This is a genomic window from Thermomonospora umbrina, assembly GCF_003386555.1.
In the GTDB taxonomy this organism is placed as follows: Bacteria; Actinomycetota; Actinomycetes; order Streptosporangiales; family Streptosporangiaceae; genus Thermomonospora; species Thermomonospora umbrina.
In genome coordinates, this window is record NZ_QTTT01000001.1 from 6,496,353 (window position 1) to 6,519,900 (window position 23,548).

The window sequence follows — 23,548 nt, forward strand, 5'->3', positions numbered from 1 at the left end:
GGTGTCTCCTGGTCCAGAACTTCCTGTGGTGAGCACGTCACGCTTTAGTCATATGTCACGAGCCCATCTCGGCCTTCGCCGCTGTGCGCCGTGATTCCGGGAATGTCGATGGCCTTTGCGTGGAAGCCTGCACAGGCGGGAGCGGATCTGGGCTCCAGGCTTGCTCGATCTGGCTTTCGGCGTCCATTCAGGAATCCGTGCAGATCATCGATCGGAGCCCGACCCCTCGAAGAAGGCGTGACATCCGGGCAAGCGTGACATGTGCGGAAGCGGATCTCCTTGATGTTCGCGGCGGTCGGCGAGTTGAGTGGACGCCATTCGATCAGGACGTGCCGTTGACATAGAAGCCGATCCCGCAGCGGGACCATGGGAAAGCGTCAGCGAGAGAAGGGACAGGCGCGGTGGCATACGCAGGCAGTTACCAGAGTCAGGTGTTCGCCGCTGGAGGAAGTCCCTTCCCTTTCACGGCGAAGGGGCTGGAAGAGGCGGCGCTGGATAATCTGCCGCGCGAGTACTTCGACTACATCGCCGGTGGGGCGGGCTCCGAGCGGACCGTGGCGGCGAACGAGGCGGCGTTCAGCCGATGGGGGTTGATCTACCGGGTGCTGCGCGACGGTGTGGCCGCCGACGCGTCCTCCACCCTGCTGGGCACGCCGATGAGCGTGCCGGTGATGCTGGCCCCGGCGGGTGTGGCGGACCTGGCTCATCCGGAGGCCGAGCGTGCGGCGGCGCGGGCTGCGGAGCGGGTCGGGGCGGTTCAGGTGCTGTCGGCGGTGACGTCGGTCTCGCTGGAGGAGGTCGCGCAGGCCGCTCCACGGGGGCGGAGGTGGTTCCAGTTCGCTTGGCCCGACGACGAGAAGCTGGCCCGCTCGTTGATCGAGCGAGCCGAGGCCGCCGGGTACGGCGCCCTGGTGGTGATGGGCGACTGCTACGTGGCCGGTTGGCGGACACGGGAGCTGTCCTCGGGCTTCTTCCCCTTTCGGCATGCGCACGGCCTCGGCAACTACGTGTCAGACCGGCGATTCTGGGAGCTGGCCGGCTTCGGTTCCATGCCCGAGGACCTCGACGATCTCACCTCCGAGATGGTCGCGGCGGCGGCCTCGACGTGGAACCGGGTCTTCACCAAACCCGCGCTCTTGCCCGAGGACTTGGCGGTGCTGCGTTCCTGGACCCGCATGCCGATCGTCGTCAAGGGGGTGTGCCATCCCGACGAGGCGACCCGCCTGTGCGAGGCGGGCATCGACGCTCTGATTGTGTCCAACCACGGCGGCAGGCAGCTCGACGGCGGAGTGGCCGCGCTGGACTGTCTGCCGCCGGTGGTGGCAGCGGTCGCGGGTCGTGTCCCCGTACTGTTCGATTCCGGCGTCCGCACCGGTACCGATGTCCTGATCGCCCTGGCACTGGGGGCCGACGCCGTGATGATCGGCCGCCCCTGGCTGTACGGTCTCGCCGTCGGGGGGCAGGCCGGAGTCGAGCACGTCCTGCGCAGCCTGCGGGAAGAGTTCACCAGCGCACTGGCCCTCACCGGCCATCGACGCTGCTCCTCTCTGTCCACCGACGACGTCTTCCCCGTCGTCCCACCCCACGGCCCCCGGGACCCCGGCTCTGGGATCGCGAGGAAAGGAGCGACGCGGTCATGACCGGCCACTCCGAACGCTACGGCGACACGATCTTCAGCCATGCTCGCGACGACGAGCAGGAGCGCCTGGACGCGCTGTGCGACGTGTTGGATCCGGTGTCCTTCGCGGCTCTGGAGGCTCTTCCGCAACGATCGGTGCGCCACTGCCTGGAACTGGCGGCGGGCACCGGCTCGGTCGCGCGCAGGCTGGCCGAGCGGCACCCCACGGCGCAGGTCACAGCGACAGACCTGGACCTGCGCTTCCTGGACTCCTCTGACCACGCCAACCTGGAGTTCGTGCGCCACGACGTGACCTGTGACCGATTCCCCGACGCCTCATTCGACCTGATCCACGCCCGCTATCTGCTGCACCACATCCCCGAACGCGACCGCGTCCTGGTCGACATCGCCCGATGGCTGGCCCCGGGCGGCCACCTGGTTCTTGAAGAACCGGCGTTGTTCCCTCTGCTGTCGGCGCGTGACGAGACCTACCGCAAGGTGTCCTTGGGCGCTCTGGCGGTGCTGGCCCAACGGATCGGGACCGACTGCAACGAGTGGCCGCTCGGGCTGACCCACAAGGTGGTCGGCTGCGGCCTGACCGATATCACGCTGCGCATCACCTGCCCTACCGCGGCCCACGACACCCCGATGGGCCGCTTCTGGCGGCTGACCATCCAGCACTTGGGGTCGGCCATCATCGATCTGCCCGGGATCCGCTCCGGCGACATTTCCACCGTGATCGACAGGTTGTCACGTCCAGGACTCATCGAACCCGGCATGGCCACGATGACCGTCACCGCGACCAAGGCACCGTCCTCGATGCTCTCCGAACGCCGGGCAGCAGCCTTCTCGACCGAGTGCGGGGAACGGACCCGCAGCGATAATTCTTGAGAACATCGCCAAGGCACGGCGGCTGGGAACGAAGGCAGTGCGGGTTGCTACGACGTGGCGTCCGAGGCGCTCCACAAGGTCGGCCGCACGCACACCGCCGAGATCGCCGCCGACCGCGCCACCACCTACGCCGACCGGTCCGGCGACCCGACGGCCCAGGCGATGGCCGCACGCTCCCTCGGCGTCGTCCTGCGTCATCAAGGCCGACCACTGCTCGCCGAGCAGATCACCTCCGCCGCCGCGGTACGTCTGGAGCGCAGCGGTCTGACCACCGCCCGCGCCGCGAACGCCTTCGCGCAGATCCTGTGCAGCTCGGCGGGCGGGGGAGAGGGCATCGGCGGGCGGGAGACGTTTGGGAGACGTTTGGGAGATGATCTTGCGGGATCGGGCGCGCCCGGACGTGTTCGGGCGGGTCTGCGCGGATCATCATGCTGACGTCTTACCTGGTGACGGCCCAGAATCCCGCGAACCCGCTGGCCAGGCTTACGTGGCGGCGCAGCCCGTGGGAGATGATCGTCGACTCCAGCGCCACCACCGGCAGCCCCCGCGCGAGCGCGTCGGCGACCTCCGCCGAGGGGCGCACCACGGGGGCGGGGGACAGATCGGGCATGAAGGTCATCCCCTCGTCGAAAGGGCCGGTCGCACTCCGCCGACCGCGCACCGGCCGGCACGGACGACGCTACGGCATCCCCCGGACCCGTCCAAGATCGAATCCCGAACCCTTCCATAAGCCCCGGCTTATCAACGCACGTCAGGCCACCCGTACCGGCGCCCCGACCTTCTCGACAAAACGGCACCATCCCTTTGAATGCCGCTTTCACGCCAATTGGCGGCACAGATATCGGGGCATTCTCGCTCCCATGCGTAATGGCGCGGGCGCGCGGGTATATCCGCGGAGCAAAATCGGCCGGAACGCCCGAACGCCGGGCGCCGACGCCGGGTCCCCCCGCGGACCGCACATCACGACACACGGGCTCCGGGCCGCCCCGAAACGCCCTCGCGACCCCCGAGGGCGGGCATCCAGCAGGAGGTCGAATGCACAGGTTCAGGCGGCACCGACGCCCCGCCGCGCCGACGCCGGCGGCGCCCCCCGGCGAACTGCGCGGCGCGCACCACGAGAGCTATCTCGGCGGCACCCCCGAGGCCGAACGGGCGATCCTCGAACGGCTCGCCCGCGACCTCATGGCGGTCCAGCTCAAGACCGCCGCGCGCCGCGGCGCCGGCGCGGGCGTCGACCGCGCCTTCCACGCCAAGGCGATCCTCGGCGTCGACAACGCCACCCTGCGGTTCCGCCCCGACCTGCCCGAGGACCTGCGGGCCGGGTTCGCCCGACCCGGCGCCGCCTACCCCGTCGTCGTCCGGCTGTCCAACGCGAGCGGCGCCCACGCGCCCGACTCCGCCCCCGACCTGCGCGGCGCCGCGCTGCGCGTGCAGGCCGGACCCGACCGGGTCCACGACCTCCTCATGACCAACTTCCCCGTCTCCCACGCCCGCGACGCCCGCGAGTTCGTCGCGTTCGCCAAGGCCACCGCCGGCGCCGACACCACCGTGCGCAGGGCCGTCGCGCTGTACGTCCGGCTGCCGCTGGCCGTCGGCCGGTCCGCCGCCGCGCGCATGCGGCGCAACGTCCTCGCCGGCGCCCGCCGCCAGGTGCGCAGCCTCGCCCTGGAGACGTACTGGAGCCGCGCCGCCGTCCTGTGGGGCGACGCCGGGCCGGTGCGCTACCGGCTGCGGCCGGCCGCCGGCCCGCCGCCCGCCCCGCCCGTGCCCGACGCCGACCCCGACCGCCTGACCCGCGAGCTCACCGCGCGGCTCGCCCGCACCGACGTCGTCTTCGAACTGTGCGTCCAACGCTACGTCGACGCCCGGCGCACGCCCGTCGAGGACGGCGCCGCCGAATGGCGGGACGAGGACGCGCCCCCCGTCCCCGTCGCGACGCTGACGATCCCCCGCCAGGACCTCGGCACCGCCGACGCGCGCGCCGCCGCCCTCGCCGTCGACCGGCTCGCGTTCGACCCGTGGAACACCACCGAGGAGTTCCGCCCCCTCGGCAACCTGAACCGCGCCCGCAAGGCCGCCTACGAGGCCTCCGCCGCCCACCGCCGGGGCCACCGCTTCCACACCCCCACGCCGCTGCGCAACGTCGTCGTCGGACGCCTGCTGGCCGCCGCGTTCGGCGTCGTCAACCGGGTCGTGCCCTGGCACCGGCTCCCGACCCCGGTCGGCATCCTCAACCTCATGATCTTCCGGCAGGTGCTGCGCCGCCACAACCTCATCGACGTCGACGCCGACGCCGCGGCGGCGCCGCCCCGCCCCCACCCGCTGCCCCCGCCCGTCCCCGAGGAACTGCGGACCCGACGCAGCTACGACGGCACCTACAACGACCTGTCCGCCCCGACGATGGGCGCCGTCGGGTCCGTGTTCGGCCGCCACGTCCCCGCCGTCCACCGCCCCGACCTCTTCGACACCCCCAACGCCGTCGTCGTCAGCCGCGAACTGCTGCGCCGCGACGCGTTCCTGCCGGCGCGGTCCCTGAACGTCCTGGCCGCCGCCTGGATCCAGTTCCAGGTCCACGACTGGGTCAACCACGGACGCTGCCCCACCGCCGTCAAGGGCGTCGAGGTGCCCCTGCCGCCCGGCACCACCTGGCGCAACACCCCCGGCGGCCCGCCCGAGAACGTCATGCGCTTCGGCGACGACGAGGCCGTCCGCCCCGGCGACGGACGCCGCCCCCCGCTCCTGTACGCCAACAACGCCTCCGCCTGGTGGGACGGCGCCGAGGTCTACGGCGCCGACGAGACCGTCGCCCGGTCCCTGCGCGAACCCGACGGCGGCGCCGCGCTGCGCCTGGAGCACGGCCACCTGCCCGCCGGGCCCGACGGCGTCCCCCTCACCGGGTTCCGGGAGAACTGGTGGCTGGGCCTCAGCGTCATGCACACCCTCTTCGCCCGCGAGCACAACACCGTGTGCGAGGCCCTGCGCGCCGAGTACCCCCGCATGGACGAGGACGCCGTCTACCACACCGCCAGGCTCGTCGTCTCCGCCCTCATCGCCAAGATCCACACCCTGGAGTGGACCCCCGCGATCCTGGACACCGAGGCCATCGACGTCTCCCTGAACGCCAACTGGGCCGGGCCCCGCGGCTGGCTCACCCGGCTCGGGGCGTGGCTGGTGGAGGAGCGCGCCCTGACCGGCATCCCCGAGACGCTGCCCGACCACCACGGCGTCCCGTACTCCCTCACCGAGGACTTCGTCACCATCTACCGGATGCACCCCCTCATCCCGGACGAGTTCGCGTTCGCCGACCACCGCTCCGGGCGCGCCCTGGGCACCCTCGGCCTGGACGACGTGCTCGGCGCCCGCACCGAGACCGCCTTCCGCAGGATCGGCCTGGCGAACGCGCTGTACTCCTTCGGCAACGCCCACCCCGGCGCCATCACCCTGTTCAACTACCCGCGCGCCCTGCAGACCTTCGAACGCGACGGGGAGATCATCGACCTGTCCGTCGTCGACATCGTCCGCACCCGCCGCCGCGGCGTCCCCCGCTACAACGACTTCCTCGCCGCCGTCCACAAGCCCCGCATCCGACGGTTCGAGGACCTCTCCCCCGACCCCGACACCGTCGCGCGGCTCAAAGACGTCTACCGCACCGTCGACGACATCGACACCATGGTCGGCCTCTTCGCCGAGAACCCCCCCGAGGGCTTCGGGTTCAGCGACACCGCCTTCCGCGTGTTCATCCTCACCGCCACCCGCCGGCTGCAGAGCGACCGGTTCCTCACCGTCGACTTCCGGCCCGAGATCTACACCCCCCTCGGCATGGACTGGATCCACCGCAACGGGATGAACAGCGTCATCCTGCGCCACTGCCCCGAACTGGCCGGATTCCTGCCCCGCAACTCCGGGGCCTTCGCGCCGTGGCGACCCACCGCCCCCGACGCGCCCCGCGCGGCCGGAGCACGCCGCCCCCGCTGAACCGACCCCGACCGGACGGCCCCCACGGGGGCCGGCCGTGACGAACGAGACGGCGGGTCCGGGCCGACGGGCGGTCCGGACCCGCCGCGACCCCTCATAGGCTGGCCGTCATGGACCTGTCGCTGCGGCTGCTGCGCGCGTTCCTCGTGGTGGCCGAGGAGGAGCACGTCGGGCGCGCCGCCCGCCGCCTGTTCGTGTCCCAGCCCGCCCTCTCCCAGGACGTCCGCCGACTCGAACGCCAGGTCGGCGTCGCCCTCTTCGACCGCGGCCCCCGGGGCATGACGCTCACCCCCGCCGGGGCCGCCTTCGCCGACGCCGCCCGCGGCGCGCTGCTGGCCCTGGACCGCGCGGCCGACGACGCCCGCCGCGCCGGCGGCGCCGGGAACCGCCCCCGCGTGTCCCTGGCCTACACCCCCAGCCTCGGCAACGACCTGCTGCCCCGGCTGCTGCCCGAACTGGAGCGCCGCCGCCCCCACATCGAGATCTCCGAACGCGAGGTCGACACCGGGGAGGCCGCCCCCGCCGTCGAGGCCGGCCGCAGCGACCTCGCCCTCGCCCACTGCCCCGACCCCAGCCCCCGACTGCGGGCCACGCCGCTGGCCGACGAACCCCTCGTCGCCGCCGTCGCCGCCGACCACCCCCTGGCCCGCCGCGACGGGCCCGCCGCGCTCGACGAACTGGCCGGACTGGACCTGCTGCTGTGGCCGCGCCGCACCGCCCCCGCCTACCACGACCGCATCCTGGAGATCTGCCGGGCCGCGGGCCTGACCGTCACCGTGCGGCCCGGCCCCCGCCGCGCCCTCACCCGCTCCTACCTGCTCGCCGGACGCGACGTGTTCGCGCTGCTGCCCCGGGGCGCGGCGGCGCTGCCCGTGCCGGGCCTGGCGCTGCTGCCGCTGCGCGACCCCGACGCCGTCGTCCCCCTGGTGCTCCTCGGCCGCCACGACGAGGACCGGCCCGAGACCGCCGAGATCGCCGACGCCCTGCGCGAGACCGTCGCCGCCCTCCTCGACGCCGGCGGCCCCACCCCCTGAGCCCCCGCGACGATCAGGCCAGGTCGGCCAGGTCGGCCAGGACGTCCGCCAGGTCCGCCGGCCTGGACAGCATCGGCCAATGCCCCGTCGGCAGCTCCCGGTACGTCCACTCCGGTCCCGTCGACATCGCGAACACCGGATTGCCCCCGGCCGCGAGCGTCTCCACCATCGCGACCGGGAACGTGGTCGCCACCAGGGTCTTCGGGGTGTCCGGCACCCGCTCCGGCCGCGGCAGCGGCTGCGCGCCCGTCCCGTACGGCTGCGGCGTGGCCCGCTCCCGCAGCTCGGCCAGCCGCTCGGGCGACAGGCCCGCCAGGTTCTGCGGGTCCTCGGCCGGGTCGAACGGCGGCGGCGGGATCATCCGCCCCCCGCCCTCCCGAACGACCCTCTCCTCGGTCGCCGCCCGCTCCTGCGGCTCGAAGAAGTCCAGCATCGCCATCCCCGACGGCAGCGGCGCCGCGTCCACGTACACCACCCGCGCCAGCCGCCCGGGGATCCGGTCCGCGACGCCCGTCACCGTCATGTTCGCGCCGCTGTGCCCCACCAGCACCACGTCCCGCAGATCGCGGCCCTCGATCACGCCGACGAGGTCGGCGACGTGGGCGTCCAACCCGATGTCGGCCGCCGCCGCCTCCCCGGCCCGCTCGGCCAACCCCGGCAGCGTCACCGCGTGGACGTCGTGCCCGCCGGCGCGCAGCCGCGCCGCCACGTCGTCCCACGCCCACGCGCCCAGCCAGAAACCGGGGACCAGTACGAACGTCGCCATCCCACTCTCCTTCACCGTCGTCTCACCCGAGCCGATGACCTCACACTAAGCTCGATACAGGACAGAACCCGCCCGCATTGGGACGGTGACCCGTGTCACACCCGACGACCCGCGTCCTCGCCATGCTCGAACTGCTGCAGGCCCACCCCGGCATGGGCGGCGCCGAACTCGCCCGCCGCCTCGGCGTCGACCGGCGCACCGTCCGCCGCTACGCCGCCCGCCTCGACGAACTCGGCGTGCCCGTCGTCGCCGACCGCGGCCGCCACGGCGGCTACCGGCTCATGCCCGGCTACAAACTGCCGCCGCTGATGCTCACCGACGACGAGGCCGCCGCCGTCGTCCTCGGCCTGCTCGCCGGCCGCCGCGTCGGCCTGCCCGCCGACGCCACCGAGAGCGCCCTCGCCAAGGTCCAGCGGGTCCTGCCCGCCGCGCTCCGCGACCGCGTCCAGGCCCTGCGGGACACCCTCGACTTCACCCTCGCCCCCCGGCCGGCCGCCGCCCCCGCCACCGACGCCGTCCTCACCCTGGCCGCCGCCGCCCGCGACACCCGCCGCGTCCGACTGCGCTACCGGTCGTGGAAGGGCGAGGACAGCGAACGCGACCTGGACCCCCACGGGCTGGTCTTCCACTCCGGCCGCTGGTACGTCACCGGGCACGACCACCTCAGCGGACAGATCCGCACCTTCCGCGTCGACCGCGTCGTCTCCGCCGTCGCCGGCGCCGCCACCTACACCGTCCCCGACGACGCCGACCCCGTCGGCCGCGTCACCCGGTCGCTGGCCGCCGTCCCCTACGCCCACGAGGTCGAGGTGCTCCTGGAGACCACCCTCGACCACGCCCGCCGCCGCGTCCCCCCGACCATCGGCGCCCTCGCCCCCGTCGACGGGGGAGTGCTCCTCACCGCCCGCACCGAACGGCTCGACGGCACCGCCGCCCTCCTCGCCGGCCTCGCCGTGCCGTTCACCGTCCACCGGCCCGACGCGCTGCGCGACGCCGTCCGCGACCTCGCCGACGCCCTGCGCGCCCACGCCGACCGCCCCGCACCGCCCGCCCCCGACCCGACGTCAGGGCGCCAGACCCGCCTCCCGGCCGCGCAGGACGGCCTGGGCCCGGTCGGCGACCTGTAGCTTGCCGAACACCGTCGAGACGTTGTTGCGCACCGTCTTGGGCGACAACCCCAGCCGATCGGCGATCTGACCGTTCGTCAGACCCGCCGCGAGCAGCCCCAGCACCTGCCGCTCCCGCTCGGTCAACTGCGGGAACGGCCGACCCGCCGGCCCCGGCCGGGACGCGGCCGCCAACCGCGCGAAGTACGCCGTCACCCGCCCCGCCAGCGCCGGACCGAAGATCACCTCGCCGCCGGCCACCGCCGTGATGCCCCGCAGGATCTCCTGCTGGTCCGCGCCCTTCACCAGGAAGCCCCGCGCCCCCGCCAGCATCGCGGCGAACACGCTCTCGTCGTCCTCGTGCATGGTCAGCACCAGCACCCCGGTCCCCGGCCGGGCGCCCACGATCCGCCGCGTCGCCTCGATGCCGTCCAACCGCGGCATCTGCAGATCCATCACCACCACCTGCGGCTCCAGCCGACCCGCCAGCTCCACCGCCTCGGCGCCGTCGGCCGCCGTCCCCACCACCTCCACCGCCCCGGTCGAGGCCAGCATCATCCGCAGCCCGTCCCGGTACACCGGGTGATCGTCGGCGACCAGCACCCGCGTCCCCGTCATCGCGCCCCTCCCCGCACCGCCGCCGCGACCGCCGCCCGCGCGCCCCGACCCGCGTACGGGATCACCGCGTGCACCCGCGTGCCGCCCCCGTTGCGCGCCGACACCGTGCAACGCCCGCCGAGCTCCTCGGCCCGCTCCCGCATGCCCACCAGACCCACCCCCATCCCCGCGCCCGCGGCCACCCCCGCGCCGTCGTCGACGACCTCCACCTCCAACCCGTCCGCCGCCGCCGCCAACCGCACCTCGCACCGCCGCGCCCCCGCGTGCCGGGCCGTGTTCGACAACGCCTCCGCCACGATCCGATAGGCCGCCACCTCCGGCGCCGCCGGCAGCTCCGCCAACTCGCCCCGCACCTCGACGCTCACCCGCAGACCCCCTCCCGTGAACTGCTCGGCCTGCCTGCGCACCGCGCCCTCCAACCCGAACTGGTCCAACGCCGGCGGCCGCAGATCGTGCACCAGCCGCCGCACGTCGCCCAGCACCGTCCGCAGATCCCCGCGCACGTCCACCAGCGTCCCGTCGGCCGCCTCCGGATCCCGCACCGCCAGGTTCCGCGCCGTCTCGATCTTCAACGCGGCCGCCGCCAGCGCCGGACCCAACCCGTCGTGCAGATCCCGGCGCAGCCGCCGCCGCTCCTCCTCGATCCCCGTCACCAACCGCTCCCGCGCCCGCTGCAGCTCCTCGGTCGCCTCGGTCGCCCGCGCCGCGGCCGCCGCCTGCCGCACCACGTCCGCCAGCAGCCGCTGATCGGCGTCCGACAACCGCGACCCCGCCCGCGGCACCAGCGTCAACCGCCCGATCGGCACCTCCCGGTACGCGAACGGGATCACCACCGGATCCCGGCCCGCCTGCGCCGCCGACCCGTGCTGCACCACCAGCGTGTGCCCGTCGGTACGGTCCAACTCCACCCGCACGTACGGGGAGCCGAACGCCCCCGACAGCACCCGGGCCACCTCCATCAACAGCTCGTCGGGCCCGATCGACTCCTCCAACCGCCGCGCCAACGCCGACACCACGTCGTACGGCTCGCCGCGCCCGGTCAACACCCGGTTCACCCACCGCTGCAACCGCAGCCGCAGCGGCGCGTACAGCACCGCCACCACCCCCGCCGCCGTCACCGCCGCCAACGGCTCCTCGATGAACGCGCCCACGCTCGTGAACACCGCGACGTCGATCCCGATCACCGCCGCCGCCAACGACCCGTACAGCAGCGTCCGCCCCAGCAGCAGGTCCACGTCGTACAGCCGGTACCGCGCCACCGCCACCAGGATCGCCGCCGCCAGCACCGCGTGCGAGGCCACCAGCGTCAGGTCGCCCACCCACCAGGCCACGTCCGGCGACGCCCACCGGTACACCGCCAGGCTCAACCCCGCCAACAGCAGTTCGGCGACCCCCGCCAGCAGCATCCACCGCAACTGCGCCCGCCGCTCCCCGCCCGAACGCCGGAACCGCGCCGCGAACGCCGCCAACGCCGTGACCATCACCCCGGTGAAACCCACCGAGAACAACAGCTCCGAATGCCCCCAGAAACCGTCCGGCAGCGACGGCGTCACCGGGTCCAACGGCACCCCCCGCAACCCCGGCGCCGGCGCCTCCCCCCGGGAGAACACCCGCCACGGCACCGTCAGGATGTACAGCACCCCCAACGCCAGCACCGCCAACGCGCACGCCGCCGGCCACCGCCACCGCCACGACGGCAGCCTCCCGTCGGGGAAGTACAGCAACAGCACCGGAATGACCACGTTGATCATCGGCCCCCACCGGGCCCCCACGAACAACAGCGTCGCCGTCAACGGCAGGTCGCCGTCGTGACGCAGCACCGACAACGTCGCGTACGCCGCCCCCGCCCCGTCCGCGACCGCCACGAACCCGCCCGCCAACAGCAGCCACGTCAACGGATGCCGGGGCATCCGCGTCGCCAGCGCCGCCCCCGGCAGCGCCAGCGTCAGACCCGTGAACGACGAACCCCAGTGCGCCCAGTTCAACGGCTCCGGCGGCTTGCCCGACCCGGTCAACGCCGTCGCCCACAGACCACCGGCCGTCCCCGCCACGCACAGGGCGGCCACCAGCAGCGCCAGCGAGACCAGACGCCGATTGGCGCCGGAGACGGGGGAGGGGAGGATCACGGGCAGAGCATGACATCGGTGATGTCCCGTGGTCGCGGGTGCGGCGTCCCGGCCCCGCCGGGACAACCCGCACCACCGCGCCCGGACGCGGGGGACCGGTCCCGGCCCGGGACGGGCCGTCCCGGGGCGCCCGGGAGGCCGTCGCGCCATCGTGAACGTCACCTGGGCCGCGCGGCCGCCGCGCCATCGTGAACGTCCCCGGGACCGCGGAGGTCCCGATGTCGGTCCGCCCGCGACGCGCCGCCGTCCTCCTCGACGGACGCCGGCCGCTGCGGCGGGCGCTGCGGCCCCGGCCTCACCCTGACGGCCGCCGCCGTACCGTGGGGCGGCTGCCCGAGCCGTCGGCCATGAGGCACTCACCCGAGGGGATCCGGAGCGCCGAGACTTCGGCTTTCCCGCTCTACCGGGTGCCGTTCGCGCACCTCCCGGCGGCCGCCCGGGCCACCGGCGACGCCGAGGAACGCGCCCTCCCGCCGGGCGATGGCCGCGCCTTGCCGCCTCGTCCGCGCTCGCGCCGTTCCATTTGGGAGCGGTCGTCTGAGCGGAGCTTCCCGCCGTCGGCAGCTCGTCCTCGGTCGGGCGATCGTCGCCACCTGCCGCTTCCAGACCTCCCGGGACCGGCACAGTCCTGGCCTGCGGCCCCTGGACCACCGCCGCGCCCCTCGGGACCGCGACCGACGCCGAACCCCGTCGCCGCACGGTGACGTCCTCCAGGCGGATCTCCGGCTCCGCGCCCGCCGGGCACGCGCCGGCGTCCCGTTGCGGTGTCCCCGGCATCGTCGAGCAGCGCGCCGAGCGACGGCCGCCTCCTCACCCCCAAGCCGCACTCGGACTCGTCCCGCAGCCGTACGTCGCGTGGACGCACCCCGCAGGCCGGGCGACGACGCACGGTCGGGACGGTGCCGGCCGGGCGCCCCGGGCCTCGACCGGGGATGGCGCCCGGGCGCGTTCAGCAGGGGGAGGACGCTCGCCATTCGCGGCGGAGCGCTCTTGGCCGCTGCGGCCGTTTCCGCGCGGCACGGTGCTCGGCCCTCGAAGGCTGTCCTGATCCGGCCACGCGCCGAACCGAGTTGTCATCGAATTGACAAACGGCCGACAGGGCCGCCGAACAATGGTCGTTCGACGACGATCGCGGAACCCGTCGCGAGGCCTCCGTGACTTTCCGTCGCGCCTTTATGCGGATGCCACCGGGACCGGCCGGTTGACATGTTTATCATGGCGTGTTGTCGTGATGACGATTCATCCGTTCTCGGGTGCTCGCCTGCGGGTGGCCGCCGCTCGCTCGGAGGAGGCGTGAGCAGGCCCGTCGGCCTCCGCCGGCGAAGCCGGAAAGGCGCCCCGGTACGACGTCCGCAGGTCGGATGTGTCGGCTTCGGTGGCGACCCCGTCCCTGGTGGTGCATCAAGGATCGAACGTGAAATGCGTGCGCGAACGCCGCCGAGGCTCCCGACTCGGGGGCGTCGGCCATCGCGGCCGGGTTTCGGCGGGCCGACGTCCCCGTCGGTCGCTGAGGCGACCCTCGGCCTGACCGGCCCAGGCCCGCGGATCTCGACGCACCCGGAATCCGGATGAACACCATCACCGACGAGGACGGGGCGCCCGTTCAGGGAGGCTGATCGTGCGGACGGCGGCGACGACCTCGATGATCGCCCTGGCATGCGTCGCGGTGCTCGTGGGCGGCGGAATGCTGCTCGCCGGCTCGGCAGGCTGGGTCGACCGCCCGTTGCCGCCCATCGGGCTGGAACTGCACCGCCGAGGCGGCATGGTCTACCTGGGCGCCCTGGTCGTGGCCGGCGGCGCGCTGCTGCTCCGGCTGGCCGGCGAGCCCGGCCCCGCCCTCGCGGTGCTCGCCACGGCGTTGATCCCCGCGCTGCTGGTGCTGCCCGGCTCCTACACCCGCGACGCGATCCTCTTCCCCTGCGTCATCACGATCCCGGTCGGGATCGTGGTGGCGGCCCGCGCGCTCCTCGCCCCGGCAACGCTCATCGCCCCCGTCACGGTGGCGGCGTTCGCCGTCGTGGTCCTCGCCGGCACCTACCTGCTCATCGGCGGGCTCGACATCGCCCTCATCTTCGAGCCCACCGAGGAGAACCTGCGCCAAGAGTCCCTGGGCCGCGTGGTGGTCGTGGTGTCCGGCCTGGCCCTGGCCTCGGCGCCGGTGATGCTCCTGCTCACCGGGCACAAGATCACGGCCCTGGCCGTCGCGCCCTTCGCCCTGGTGCCGCTGCTGGCGGTCTCGAGCCGGCTGAACCTCTACGGCGGGATCGCCTACCTGCTGACCGGCCCCCTCGCGGTGAGCGCCACGATCTACACGATGTTCCTCGGCCGCCGATGAGAGGATCCGGAACCCGACGGCCAACGCGCCCTCCGGCCGCTCGACGATGCCGGTACGCCTCGCCACCGCCGCCCGCGACCACGCCCGGCCCATGGAGCGCATCCCGGCTCTGGCGCGCTACGCGAACGAGGGTCGCACGCCTCCAACAGCCCGCCGGAGGGCCACCCGACGTCACCGGCGCTGTTCTGGTCAGAGTCCCCGTCGTTCGGCCGGTCGAGGCCTCCCCGAAGTGACCCGGGCGGCGATCGGCTCGGTCCGACCTCGATCGTCGGCGGGCACCTCCTGCTCGCCCGGCCTGCCCGCTCGGCGCGTTCCCGCTCCCGCTTCGGCGTCCCGGCAACGGACGACGGAGCCGACACCGGGCGGCCACGCCCGGCGGCCATCGACGACCTCGCCGCGACGTTCGAGTACACCGCGCCGCAATCAAGGAACGCCCGGGACGGCCGTTCCGGCTCCGCTGCGCGGGTTCGACCGGGACCATGGCCGTTCCCGGACGTACGCGGGGGACGCCCTCTCCGTTCCTGGCGGTCCCACCCGCCTGGACACGTTCCCCACGGGAATGATCAAAGGTCCGGCCCACGGTGGCCGACCTCACCGCCGAACGCCCGCAGCCCGGGACGGCCATCGACGCTCACGTAGATGCCGTACCGGGGGAGGAGCGGAGCCGGACCTCAAGGCCGCCACGGAGGCGAACGATCTCACCGCGGCCCGACAAGAGACACCCAGCCCGCCCTAATGAGCAAGGCCGTAACACGCTCGACGGCGCATGACCGAAGCGTCACCCCGAGACGCGTACATGGCTCACCGTCACCTCACCGACCTTCGCCTCGGCGCGGAAGACCCGCGCGTGCGGAGGGCGCACCACGCGCAGCCGGTCGGCGCCGATCCAGGTCACCGTGACCCGGGGACCGCCCACGGCGTCGGCGGGCACCGGACGGTGGTCGTGATCGGCGACGAGCACGTTGCCCGGCTCCCGCGGGGCGCCGTCGCGATGCGGAACGATCGACACGTGAGTGGCGGCGGACGTGGTCGCACCACAATCGCGGGCGTACACCACGGCCCGCCACTCTCCGGTCGGAGACACCGCCTCGGAATCGGGTCGGACCACGCAGTCCGCACTCAACAGCGCTCCCAACCAGTACAGGCCGGCGGCCCCCACGGCGCAGACCACCACCATGACCGCCCCGATGCGCCGCCACCGCCTGGCCCGCCCGCGTGACTCCGGTCGATTCCTCATACGACCTTGGACGCCGCCCGCGCACGACCGGTGCGACCCGACACCCCGAACGCTCCAGGGCACGCCTCGTTCCGCGAAGGCACGGTCAGCCGGTCATGAGAACGCGAGGCGGCCCCCTCCACGGTGCCGCGGTCCTCGACGGCCTGCGTGAGCGAAAAACCCGGAGTGAACGGGAAAACCGGGGATGCAGGGCGCTGACCCGTTCCAACACTCCGGCCGTGCGCTCGCCGCCGTTCCCACCCGACGAGAACCGCACACCGTGGTTCTGCGGCCACTGGGGTCGGCGAGGGCCAGGACCTCGCCGGGTGCGCCGGTGAGGTTCACCGACAGGACCGAGGCGACGACCGCCGCGCCGACGCCCTCTCCGCCCTCCGAACCCGGTGGACGCCGCTGGCGGGCGCGCTGATCCCGCTCTTCACCGCCATCGCGGCCCGACATGCGCGACCGACCGGCCGAACCCGTTGGTGCGGGCCCCGGGAGCCGACGCGCACCACGTGGCTGCCGGCGGACGCGGCGTGATCCGTCCCGTCCGCGCGAACTCCTCCGTCTGCTCGGCCCGCTGAGGAGGCCGCGGGCGGAGGTTCAGCGCCCGCACCCGCCCCCACGACGTCACCTCGCCGGCCTGTTACCTTCCGGCCGGAGTCCACTCCTCGGCTCCGGCCGCCACCGTGGCCTCGATCATCTCGCCGAGCCGATCGGGGGACGGGACATGGACGTAGGCTGGCAGGCCGTCCGCCACGAGTTCCTCCTTGAGGATCCTGAGCATCGTCTTGACCATCCCCGCCTGGATCTCACCCTTGGTGTCGGCGTGAACGAGCAGTCCGGAACTCGTCACGTACGGGCCGAAGACGCAGTTCGGGCTATAGAGGTCCAGGCCGTTCTCATCGACCGCGGTGTCGACCATCTCCTCGGGCAGTTCCCGGCCATCGAGGACGACGTTGTAGAACCGCTCGCAGGCCCTCAGTACCGACCGCGCCGCCGGATCGATCTCAGGCGACACGACGACGAAGCCCGGAATCTCGTTCGCCTCTTCGGAGTCGTCCGGCTCGGCCTCCCACCCGTAGACCGTCCACACATCGGCCGGGGAGCCCACTCTCTGATCCGGCTCGACCCGGTCTCCGAGCCGGGAGAGCAGGCCCAACAAGGCGTTCGCGTGGTCGCCGCCCATCAAGCCCACCAGGTGGAACAGCACATCACGACCCTCTGGCCGTTCCAACGCATCGGCGACGAGCCCGATGTCCTCCCCTCCCGCCGCACGCTCCAACAACGCCCAAAGCGCGTTGCCGTCCCCCCGCCCAACCCGCCTGCGCAACTCTTGCGACGACTCACTGATCACGCCCATGCGACCAAAAGTTAGCGGCTCCCCCGGACAAGAAGCGGACGCGCTCCCGCTGCGTCCCCCCTCACCGTGACGTCGACCGCCGAGACGGGTGAACCCGGAACCCATGAGGATGATGAGGCCAGGAGGATGCGGCGATCAGATCGACGCGGGCAGGCCCGCCTCGGCCGCGGCTGGTCGGATGTCGGCCGGTGGCAGGTCGCGGGCGGCGAGTCGCGGGAGGTCGGCGACGATGTCGGTGTACCGGTCGCGCCGTCGGATCTGGAGGCCCTCGGCGGCGGCTAGCAGTATCCGCGCGCCTGCCACTCGCGCCCAGAGCCGGTGATTCGTTCGATGAGCGCGAGGGTGACGCGGGATGCGCCGCTACACGAACGCGTGCGCCGGGTCGGCCGCGGCTGCGGTCATGTCGGCGAACGGCCGCGTCAGGCCGGGGCGACTCATGGATCGAGCGGGACCCGCCGGCGCACGGCGGCGTCCACCCGAGCCGCTAGCCGGCGGGCCTCAAGAAACCGGACACCGTCGGTGTCAGCCCGTCACGTCCCCAGGTGAGAATGCCGGCGTAGAGCTGCCGCCTTCTGGTCGGGGAGGGGGAGCGGGTGTTCCATGCGTGGAAGAAGATCCGGGTTCCGCCGTCGAGCGATGGCGCGACGTCCGCGCCGCCCGGTCCGCAGAGCCCGGTCTTGGCCGTCGTCAGCAGGTCGTTGTGCGGCCCCGTCCACCTCCACCTGTCCGAGGACCACAGCCACCTGGTCGCGTACGAGCAGTTGGCGTAGGAGAACCGCGAGACGAACAGGAAGAACCGCCCGCGCCGCTCGACCATCACCGGCGCCTCGATGATCCCCGAATGGCGGACGAGCTCCCGGCTGGGCCGCCCGGCCCCGGACCGGCCGTCGCCGCTCACCGCGAGCATCCGGATCGATGAGGGCATCTGCTGGGTCTTGTAGACGACGTACCGCCGGCCGTCGCTCGCGCGGAAGGGCGATGGATCGATCACCCCGGCGCTCGCCACCGGCCGCCCCGGGACCCGGTCCGCCGCGCCGGGATCGGTGGGGCAGATCAATGGCCGGCTCGTGGCCGCGAACGGCCCACCCGGGCCCGACTTGGAGACGGCCACCCCGATGCACCGCTGGTAGCTGTCGCCGACCTTCTTGGCGCCGATCGGTACGGCCGAGTAGTACATGACCCAACCCGCCGATGTCTTCACCACGTCGGGAGCCCACACCCCGCGGCCCGCCATCGCCCATGGCCCCAGCGACGGCAGCGCCTTGCCCAGCGACCGCCAGGGCCCCGAGGCGGTCTCCCCGCGGGCCGCGTTGACCTGGTCACCGGTGGCGTAAGCGACGAAACGCCCCCCGTCCCGTACGACACCGGGGTCGGGGAAGTCCGCCCGGTACACCGGCCGCGGCACGGCCCGAGCCTCGAGGACACCACCGGACCCGGAATCAGCGGCCACGGCCGGCGGCACCATCGCGACCAACACACCTGCGGCGGCGAGCGTCGCAACCGTACGACCAACCACAAGGCCACCTTTCGGAACGTTCGCCACGGAACGGCGCCAAAGCTAACAGCCCGTGGGCCGGATGTCTCCGAGAGACCGGCGGATCTGGCGGGGTGAAAGCAGCCGCCGGTCAGCACCTGATCAATGGGTGAGGCGACGGTGGCGGATCAATGCAGCGGCGATACCGACGAAGGCCAAGAAGTGCTCGGGTCTGCGCTCGTAGCGGCGGCGGCTCAACCCCGGTTCCACATGCAGTGGTGCCGACCCAGCCGGTTGGAGGGCTCGACGCCGCCGCGGTCGGCGCCGCAGACCGGGATGGTCGCAGCCCTTGTCGTCGTGCGGCTTGCCGGGACGTCACCGATGCTCGTTCTTCAGGTCGCTGGAACCGCCCCACGGCGGTGATCACATTGATGATCAGCGCCGTTCATCGCGTCGTCGGCGGCCGGGTCGTGGAAGTTCGACGAGGGGCGGACGGGACCCGCAGGACGACGCCGCGGGCTCGGCGCCAGTCGCGGAGGGCGTGGACGTCGATCAGGCCACAGCGCAGCCGGAACGGCTCCGACACCGTGCGGGCGTCGCCAGGGTGCGCGGCGACCTCGGCGAACGCGGCCGCTCCAGCGCGGAGATCTCGGAGGTGGTCGCCGGGTCCTCGAACAGCAGCACCCCGGTGCCGGATGGAACATCGGCGGAACCGGCGAACAGGTCGCGGGCATCTCCGAGCAAACGGCCAAGCGGTTGGGGGTCCGCATCGACTACGACCGCCCATTCTCGACCTTTGCCGGGGGCCGGCCCGTCGTCGCCTACCCCTGTTATCCCAAGGAGGTCCGCCTCGGCGGCGTCACAGCCAAGGGCGTCTACTGCTACGCGGGCGGAAAGGACACGCTCGGCGGCGAAGGGTTCTACAAGCTGGCCGGTTTCGACCACGCCTATCACAAGCCCAACAACATCACCCTCGATTTCACCGACATGAACGCCTACATCGCCCGCGGCGAGGCCACCTGATCGCCGCGGCAGCCCTGAACCACCTCACCGGCTGGGGCCGTCACCGTTCAACGCACCCGAAGCGACACGACACGTGACCCGCAAGACCACAGCCAGACCCGGCATGGCCCAACGGGAACTCGACGTCTTGGTCGACATTGCGGGCTCGGCCCGCCCTTGGTTTCTTGGTCCACGACATCTCGCGCCGGTCTGTTGCCCCTTCACGCTCACTTGGTCCGCTCCCTTCGTGGTGGTCCGGGTGTGGTGCGGACGCTGGTGGCAGGCGGTTCAGGCGGGGCGGTAGGCCGAGTCGGGCGTGCGGGTCGGTGTTCTGCGCGGTGGTAATCGTCTTCTCCGCAGCCGCGTTCACGGGGGCCGGGGGCGGCGTGTGCCCGCCGCGGCTGGGTGAATCTCAGCATGTTGCCGGAGGGATCGAGGAAGGCGCAGTCACGGACGTCGTCGGGCCGGTTGATCGGTTCCTGCATCACCTCCGCGCCTGCGGCCTCCATGTGCTCGAAGACGGCGTCGCAGTCGTCGGTCACGAAGACGAGACAGCCCAGCAGGCTCTTGGCCATCAGGTCTGCGATCGCATGCCGATCGGCCGACGGGACAACCGGGTCCGCGCCGGGAGTTTGGAGGACGATCTGCACGTCCGGCTGCGAGGGCGGGCCGACGCTCACCCGCCGCATCCCCCCGAGATCCTCGTCCGCGCGCACCTCGAAGCCGAGCACGTCACGGTAGAAGCCGAGCGCCTCGCCCAGGTCGTGGACGGCCAGAACGCACGACGAGAGCCTGAGATCCGCGGGGGTCATCGCCGTTCCTCGTCGTCGGCGGGAAGGATGATGATGTCGAGGTCCCGGATCTGCTCCGGATCGGTGTCGACATCGATGCGGGTGATCTTGTCGTCGTCGACGGTGAAGGTGATGACCGCCTTGGGTCGGCCCAGGTGCGACCAGACGGCCGCCGGAACGCCGTCCACCAGCGCGAGCCGGGCGGCCTGGGCCCGTCCGGCGAAGAAGGACGCCACCTCCTGGCCGCCGCGGAGGTCGCCGACGACGGCGTCCGGATCGAGCAGCTCGAGCAGGGCGGCGAAATCCCCGCCCCGGGAGGCGGCCAGGAAGGCCTCGACGATCTCCCGCTTCGCCGATCGGGCGGCGTCGGACGCGCCCGCCGCTCCCTGCACCCGGCGCCGGGCCCGGCTGGCGAGCTGCCGGGCCGCCGTCGGGGAGCGGTCGATGATGGGGCCGATCTCGGCGAACGACACGGCGAAGACGTCGTGCAGGACGAACGCGAGACGCTCCGCCGGGGCCAGTGCGTCCAGCACCACCATCAGCGCGGCGCCGACCGAATCGGCCAGCAGCGCCTCGTCCTCGGGGCCCGCCTGCCCGGTCGGGCGGATGCTCGCGTGCTGTGCCTGCGGCTCGTCCGGCAGCGCCCCGGCCGACTCCTCACGCCGGCTCCGGCGTGTCTCGAGCATGTTCAGGCAGACCCGGGCGACGATCGTGGTCAGCCACCCTCCCGGGTTCTCCACCTGGTCGGTGTCGGCGCGGCTGACCCGCAGCCACGCCTCCTGCACCGCGTCCTCGGCCTCGCCGGGCGAGCCGAGCATCCGGTAGGCCACCGCGTACAGGCGGTCCTGATGCTCGGCGAACCGCTCGCCCACCCAATCCCGCTCAACCATCTGTCACCTTTCTCCGCCCGGCCGGTCATTACTGATTGACCGGCGAACCCACGCCGATGTGACGGCCGGGGCCCGGCCACGGCCGTCCGGCCTGCCGATCCAGGCGGCACGCACGACCTCGAGCATCAAGGAGACAACCCATGAAAGCGCACGTCAGCTCGATCCTCCTCGGCGTCCAGGACATGGAGGCGTCCAAGCGGTTCTACACCGAAGGGCTCGGCTGGAAGGTCAAGGACGACTACGGCATCTCGGTGTTCTTCGAATCGGACGGGGCCTCGCCGGTCGGCTTCTACGGCCGCGAGGGCCTGGCCGATCAGGTGGGCACCAGCCCGGAGGGCAGCGGCTTCAGCGGGCTGGTCCTCACCTACGTCGTCCGCAGCGAGGCGCGGGTCGACGAGATCATCGCCGAGGCCCAGAAGGCCGGCGCCACGATCCTCAAGCCCGCCGGCGCCCTGCCCTGGGGCGGGTACGGCGGCACCTTCGCAGACCCGGACGGCTATGTCTGGAGCCTCGGCTACAGCGCCCGGGGAACCGACCAGCCCTACGCGGAGTAGCCGCCCGGGAGAACGTCGGCCGAGAGCGGGAAGCGGCCACTGCCGGGCACAACCGGCGTGACCGGCGCGAACGAGAGGGTTCGGCGTCGACGCGGGATCGTGTCGACGCCGAACCACCACACGTTGGCGGACGCGCCTCCTGCTCTCCTCCAGCCGGGCGACCGGCGAACGCACGCCGATGTGGCAGCCGGGGCCGGCCCGGCCCGCCCGGAAGGCGGTGCCGGAATCACCCAGGAGAGAACCGCGTCACTGCAGGTCAGGGCCATTATGCTCGGCGTCAAGGACCTGGCCCCCGCCATTTGGTCGCGTTCGACCTGGGTGAGGGATCCTCGCGGCCGGCTCTCCACGAACGGGAGGCAGCGGCACAGAACGCCGGCGTCTCCGCGCAGGGATCCGGATCCCGTGGCACCTCATTCCACTTCAACCCCGACCCCAGGAAAGCCGTGAACGAGCCGAGGCGCAACGCGGCGGCCGCCGTCCCGTGGGGCGGGTACTTCGGCTACTTCAGTCGACCCGGAGGGCCACCTGTGGAAGGTCACCACCCATGCCTCCCGACCCCACACCGATCGGCAAGGAGCACGTCGTGAAGTTTGGCACCCTCGTCGAGCCACCCGAGCCCATGCGGGGGCTGGAGGTTCCGCCCGAGGTGGTGGAGGCGCTCGGCGCCGGCGCGCGGCCGCCGGTGACGATCACCGTCAACGGACATTCCTGGAAGAGCCGCGTCGCGATCATGCGCGGCCGTCATCTCCTCGGCCTCAGCAATGCCAACCGGGCGGCCGCGGGTGTCGCGATCGGCGACGAGGTCGAGGTCGAGCTGGAACTCGACACCGAGCCGCGCGTAGTCGTCGAGCCCGCGGACCTCGCCCGAGCCCTCGACGCCGACCCGGTCGCCCGCGCCGCCTACGACGATCTCTCGTACAGCCACAAGCGCGAGCATGTACGCGCTATCGAGAGCGCGAAGAAGCCCGAGACACGCCGGCGGCGTATCGAGAAGGCCATCGCCACCCTGCGAGGCTGAAACCCGAAACGAACGACTCCGTCGGCAACGCGATCGCCGCGCGAAGACCCGCCTTCGGAAGAGACGCATCCATCGAAACACCTGAAGACTGGTTCGTGGCCCTTCGGTTTTCGTTGGGCGCCGCGACCAAGGTCTGGCCGGGCGACACGATACTCGCCGCGTGCCTCGTCCTGCCCTACCGCGTCGCCGGCCGCCCCGCCCCCGCCCGCGGGAAGCCCGGTGCCCCATCCGCCCGACCCCTGTCGCTCCGACGACCTCATCACCTACACCCTCATCACCGTCCACGTCATCGTCACCGTCCACGTCCACGTCCTCACCACGGGCCACACCGTCACCACGGGCCACACCGTCACCACAGGCCACACCCTCACCACCGGCCACACCCTCACCACCGGCCGGGCCCTGCGCCGAGCCCCCGTCGGCCAGCTCACTCCCGAAGAGCTCATCGCCTTCTGGGCCGACCCGCACATGACCGCCCCACCGCACCACCCACACCACCGGCACCAGGCCGAAACCGTGATCTCCCTGCGCGGCCCGGCCGTCCTGACCATGGCCACCCTCATCGCCGCCATCACCCTCGCCGCCCGCGGCACCTGACCCACCGCCGTCCTGGCCGCCGGAGGTGCCGCGGCGCCATCCTCAGCCTGCTGCCCCGCCTCCTCGAATCCGATGGTCGAGACGACGGCGACGCCGGCCCCTGAGCCAGGCTGCTTGGCCTGGGCGACGTCGAGGTGTTCGGACCTCAGGCAGGTCAAAGTGTGTGGTCGATGC

Annotated in this window: 22 protein-coding genes and 1 pseudogene; 12 read left to right on the top strand and 11 right to left on the bottom strand. The window is 72.7% G+C overall.

Translation table 11 applies throughout. The annotated features are described in order from the left end of the window. The first annotated feature begins 401 nt into the window (after positions 1-401). The 3 genes from DFJ69_RS29310 to DFJ69_RS29320 are packed head-to-tail and all read left to right on the top strand — an operon-like array spanning position 402 to position 2,944. Entirely contained in the window at positions 402-1,640 is a 1,239-nt protein-coding gene (locus DFJ69_RS29310; protein WP_116025581.1) for an alpha-hydroxy-acid oxidizing protein, read from the top strand. Continuing rightward, a complete protein-coding gene (locus tag DFJ69_RS29315) occupies positions 1,637-2,509 on the top strand; it encodes a class I SAM-dependent methyltransferase (RefSeq protein WP_116025582.1) in 873 nt (290 codons plus the stop codon). The genes DFJ69_RS29310 and DFJ69_RS29315 overlap by 4 nt, the downstream gene beginning before the upstream one ends. Positions 2,510-2,563: 54 nt before the next feature. Continuing rightward, positions 2,564-2,944 (top strand): hypothetical protein, encoded by a 381-nt coding sequence (locus DFJ69_RS29320; protein ID WP_116025583.1) that lies wholly within the window; start codon positions 2,564-2,566, stop codon positions 2,942-2,944. A 4-nt stretch (positions 2,945-2,948) separates the two neighbouring features. Here DFJ69_RS29320 and DFJ69_RS35805 read toward each other — a convergent pair whose 3' ends face one another. Further along, on the bottom strand, positions 2,949-3,119 hold the full coding sequence (locus DFJ69_RS35805) for a pseudouridine-5'-phosphate glycosidase (RefSeq protein WP_245974627.1): 171 nt from the start codon (positions 3,117-3,119) through the stop codon (positions 2,949-2,951). A 425-nt stretch (positions 3,120-3,544) separates the two neighbouring features. Here DFJ69_RS35805 and DFJ69_RS29330 point away from each other — a divergent pair, with 425 nt between their 5' ends. Beyond that, on the top strand, positions 3,545-6,484 hold the full coding sequence (locus tag DFJ69_RS29330) for a peroxidase family protein (RefSeq protein WP_116025584.1): 2,940 nt from the start codon (positions 3,545-3,547) through the stop codon (positions 6,482-6,484). A 110-nt stretch (positions 6,485-6,594) separates the two neighbouring features. Next, complete coding sequence (locus tag DFJ69_RS29335) at positions 6,595-7,518, top strand: LysR family transcriptional regulator (protein ID WP_116025585.1); 924 nt, start codon at positions 6,595-6,597, stop codon at positions 7,516-7,518. Between the two features lie 13 nt (positions 7,519-7,531). Here DFJ69_RS29335 and DFJ69_RS29340 read toward each other — a convergent pair whose 3' ends face one another. Further along, on the bottom strand, positions 7,532-8,284 hold the full coding sequence (locus tag DFJ69_RS29340; protein WP_116025586.1) for an alpha/beta fold hydrolase: 753 nt from the start codon (positions 8,282-8,284) through the stop codon (positions 7,532-7,534). 92 nt (positions 8,285-8,376) lie between these two features. Here DFJ69_RS29340 and DFJ69_RS29345 point away from each other — a divergent pair, with 92 nt between their 5' ends. Then, complete coding sequence (locus tag DFJ69_RS29345) at positions 8,377-9,411, top strand: helix-turn-helix transcriptional regulator (protein WP_116025587.1); 1,035 nt, start codon at positions 8,377-8,379, stop codon at positions 9,409-9,411. Here DFJ69_RS29345 and DFJ69_RS29350 read toward each other — a convergent pair. Continuing rightward, positions 9,349-10,008: a response regulator transcription factor gene (locus tag DFJ69_RS29350; RefSeq protein ID WP_116025588.1), complete on the bottom strand. Its 660-nt coding sequence runs from the start codon at positions 10,006-10,008 to the stop codon at positions 9,349-9,351. The genes DFJ69_RS29345 and DFJ69_RS29350 overlap by 63 nt on opposite strands. Then, positions 10,005-12,134 (bottom strand): sensor histidine kinase, encoded by a 2,130-nt coding sequence (locus DFJ69_RS36260; protein WP_281275919.1) that lies wholly within the window; start codon positions 12,132-12,134, stop codon positions 10,005-10,007. Before DFJ69_RS36260 ends, DFJ69_RS29350 begins: the two co-directional genes overlap by 4 nt. Positions 12,135-13,752: 1,618 nt before the next feature. On the opposite strand from DFJ69_RS36260, the gene DFJ69_RS29360 reads away from it, so the two are divergent. Beyond that, the gene (locus tag DFJ69_RS29360) at positions 13,753-14,469 is read left to right on the top strand and encodes a hypothetical protein (RefSeq protein WP_116025589.1); all 717 of its coding nucleotides are present in this window, start codon (positions 13,753-13,755) and stop codon (positions 14,467-14,469) included. 778 nt (positions 14,470-15,247) lie between these two features. On the opposite strand, the gene DFJ69_RS29365 is transcribed toward DFJ69_RS29360, so the two are convergent. Then, positions 15,248-15,706, bottom strand: coding sequence for a hypothetical protein (locus tag DFJ69_RS29365; protein ID WP_147312461.1), 459 nt, complete (start codon positions 15,704-15,706; stop codon positions 15,248-15,250). Positions 15,707-16,331: 625 nt separating this feature from the next. Beyond that, positions 16,332-17,153 carry a hypothetical protein gene (locus DFJ69_RS29370; RefSeq protein WP_170177831.1) on the bottom strand — a complete coding sequence of 274 codons (822 nt, stop codon included), beginning with the start codon at positions 17,151-17,153 and terminating at the stop codon, positions 16,332-16,334. A 21-nt stretch (positions 17,154-17,174) separates the two neighbouring features. On the opposite strand from DFJ69_RS29370, the gene DFJ69_RS34590 reads away from it, so the two are divergent. Beyond that, on the top strand, positions 17,175-17,330 hold the full coding sequence (locus tag DFJ69_RS34590; protein ID WP_170177832.1) for a hypothetical protein: 156 nt from the start codon (positions 17,175-17,177) through the stop codon (positions 17,328-17,330). 202 nt (positions 17,331-17,532) lie between these two features. On the opposite strand, the gene DFJ69_RS29375 is transcribed toward DFJ69_RS34590, so the two are convergent. The 3 genes and pseudogenes from DFJ69_RS29375 to DFJ69_RS35060 all read right to left on the bottom strand — a co-directional run bounded on the left by DFJ69_RS29375 (position 17,533) and on the right by DFJ69_RS35060 (position 19,266). Continuing rightward, the gene (locus DFJ69_RS29375) at positions 17,533-18,453 is read right to left on the bottom strand and encodes a glycoside hydrolase family 43 protein (RefSeq protein WP_170177833.1); all 921 of its coding nucleotides are present in this window, start codon (positions 18,451-18,453) and stop codon (positions 17,533-17,535) included. A 231-nt stretch (positions 18,454-18,684) separates the two neighbouring features. Beyond that, a pseudogene (locus DFJ69_RS36545) lies at positions 18,685-18,774 on the bottom strand (IS5/IS1182 family transposase); the annotation flags it as partial. 300 nt (positions 18,775-19,074) lie between these two features. Beyond that, on the bottom strand, positions 19,075-19,266 hold the full coding sequence (locus tag DFJ69_RS35060; protein ID WP_116025593.1) for a C2 domain-containing protein: 192 nt from the start codon (positions 19,264-19,266) through the stop codon (positions 19,075-19,077). Positions 19,267-19,278: 12 nt separating this feature from the next. On the opposite strand from DFJ69_RS35060, the gene DFJ69_RS29385 reads away from it, so the two are divergent. After that, on the top strand, positions 19,279-19,545 hold the full coding sequence (locus DFJ69_RS29385; RefSeq protein WP_116025594.1) for a hypothetical protein: 267 nt from the start codon (positions 19,279-19,281) through the stop codon (positions 19,543-19,545). Between the two features lie 206 nt (positions 19,546-19,751). Here DFJ69_RS29385 and DFJ69_RS29390 read toward each other — a convergent pair whose 3' ends face one another. After that, positions 19,752-20,336, bottom strand: coding sequence for a VOC family protein (locus DFJ69_RS29390; RefSeq protein WP_116025595.1), 585 nt, complete (start codon positions 20,334-20,336; stop codon positions 19,752-19,754). Next, positions 20,333-21,205, bottom strand: coding sequence for a sigma-70 family RNA polymerase sigma factor (locus tag DFJ69_RS29395; RefSeq protein ID WP_116025596.1), 873 nt, complete (start codon positions 21,203-21,205; stop codon positions 20,333-20,335). The genes DFJ69_RS29390 and DFJ69_RS29395 overlap by 4 nt, the downstream gene beginning before the upstream one ends. A gap of 140 nt (positions 21,206-21,345) precedes the next feature. On the opposite strand from DFJ69_RS29395, the gene DFJ69_RS29400 reads away from it, so the two are divergent. The 3 genes from DFJ69_RS29400 (at position 21,346) to DFJ69_RS29410 (ending at position 23,374) form a co-directional block, all read left to right on the top strand. Continuing rightward, complete coding sequence (locus DFJ69_RS29400) at positions 21,346-21,759, top strand: VOC family protein (RefSeq protein ID WP_116025597.1); 414 nt, start codon at positions 21,346-21,348, stop codon at positions 21,757-21,759. A 544-nt stretch (positions 21,760-22,303) separates the two neighbouring features. Beyond that, a complete protein-coding gene (locus DFJ69_RS29405; protein ID WP_245974628.1) occupies positions 22,304-22,777 on the top strand; it encodes a YdeI/OmpD-associated family protein in 474 nt (157 codons plus the stop codon). 219 nt (positions 22,778-22,996) lie between these two features. Beyond that, a complete protein-coding gene (locus DFJ69_RS29410; protein ID WP_116025598.1) occupies positions 22,997-23,374 on the top strand; it encodes a hypothetical protein in 378 nt (125 codons plus the stop codon). Positions 23,375-23,548: the final 174 nt, after the last annotated feature.

What these genes read in the sequence shown, in the direction of transcription:
- DFJ69_RS29315 (WP_116025582.1), top strand. Translation starts at nt 1,637, where the DNA reads ATGACCGGCCACTCCGAACGCTACGGCGACACGATCTTCAGCCATGCT.
- DFJ69_RS35805 (WP_245974627.1), bottom strand. Translation starts at nt 3,119, where the DNA reads ATGCCCGATCTGTCCCCCGCCCCCGTGGTGCGCCCCTCGGCGGAGGTC.
- DFJ69_RS29330 (WP_116025584.1), top strand. Translation starts at nt 3,545, where the DNA reads ATGCACAGGTTCAGGCGGCACCGACGCCCCGCCGCGCCGACGCCGGCG.
- DFJ69_RS29335 (WP_116025585.1), top strand. Translation starts at nt 6,595, where the DNA reads ATGGACCTGTCGCTGCGGCTGCTGCGCGCGTTCCTCGTGGTGGCCGAG.
- DFJ69_RS29340 (WP_116025586.1), bottom strand. Translation starts at nt 8,284, where the DNA reads ATGGCGACGTTCGTACTGGTCCCCGGTTTCTGGCTGGGCGCGTGGGCG.
- DFJ69_RS29350 (WP_116025588.1), bottom strand. Translation starts at nt 10,008, where the DNA reads ATGACGGGGACGCGGGTGCTGGTCGCCGACGATCACCCGGTGTACCGG.
- DFJ69_RS29365 (WP_147312461.1), bottom strand. Translation starts at nt 15,706, where the DNA reads ATGAGGAATCGACCGGAGTCACGCGGGCGGGCCAGGCGGTGGCGGCGC.
- DFJ69_RS29370 (WP_170177831.1), bottom strand. Translation starts at nt 17,153, where the DNA reads ATGGGTTCCGGGTTCACCCGTCTCGGCGGTCGACGTCACGGTGAGGGG.
- DFJ69_RS34590 (WP_170177832.1), top strand. Translation starts at nt 17,175, where the DNA reads ATGCGGCGATCAGATCGACGCGGGCAGGCCCGCCTCGGCCGCGGCTGG.
- DFJ69_RS29390 (WP_116025595.1), bottom strand. Translation starts at nt 20,336, where the DNA reads ATGACCCCCGCGGATCTCAGGCTCTCGTCGTGCGTTCTGGCCGTCCAC.
- DFJ69_RS29395 (WP_116025596.1), bottom strand. Translation starts at nt 21,205, where the DNA reads ATGGTTGAGCGGGATTGGGTGGGCGAGCGGTTCGCCGAGCATCAGGAC.
- DFJ69_RS29400 (WP_116025597.1), top strand. Translation starts at nt 21,346, where the DNA reads ATGAAAGCGCACGTCAGCTCGATCCTCCTCGGCGTCCAGGACATGGAG.
- DFJ69_RS29405 (WP_245974628.1), top strand. Translation starts at nt 22,304, where the DNA reads ATGCCTCCCGACCCCACACCGATCGGCAAGGAGCACGTCGTGAAGTTT.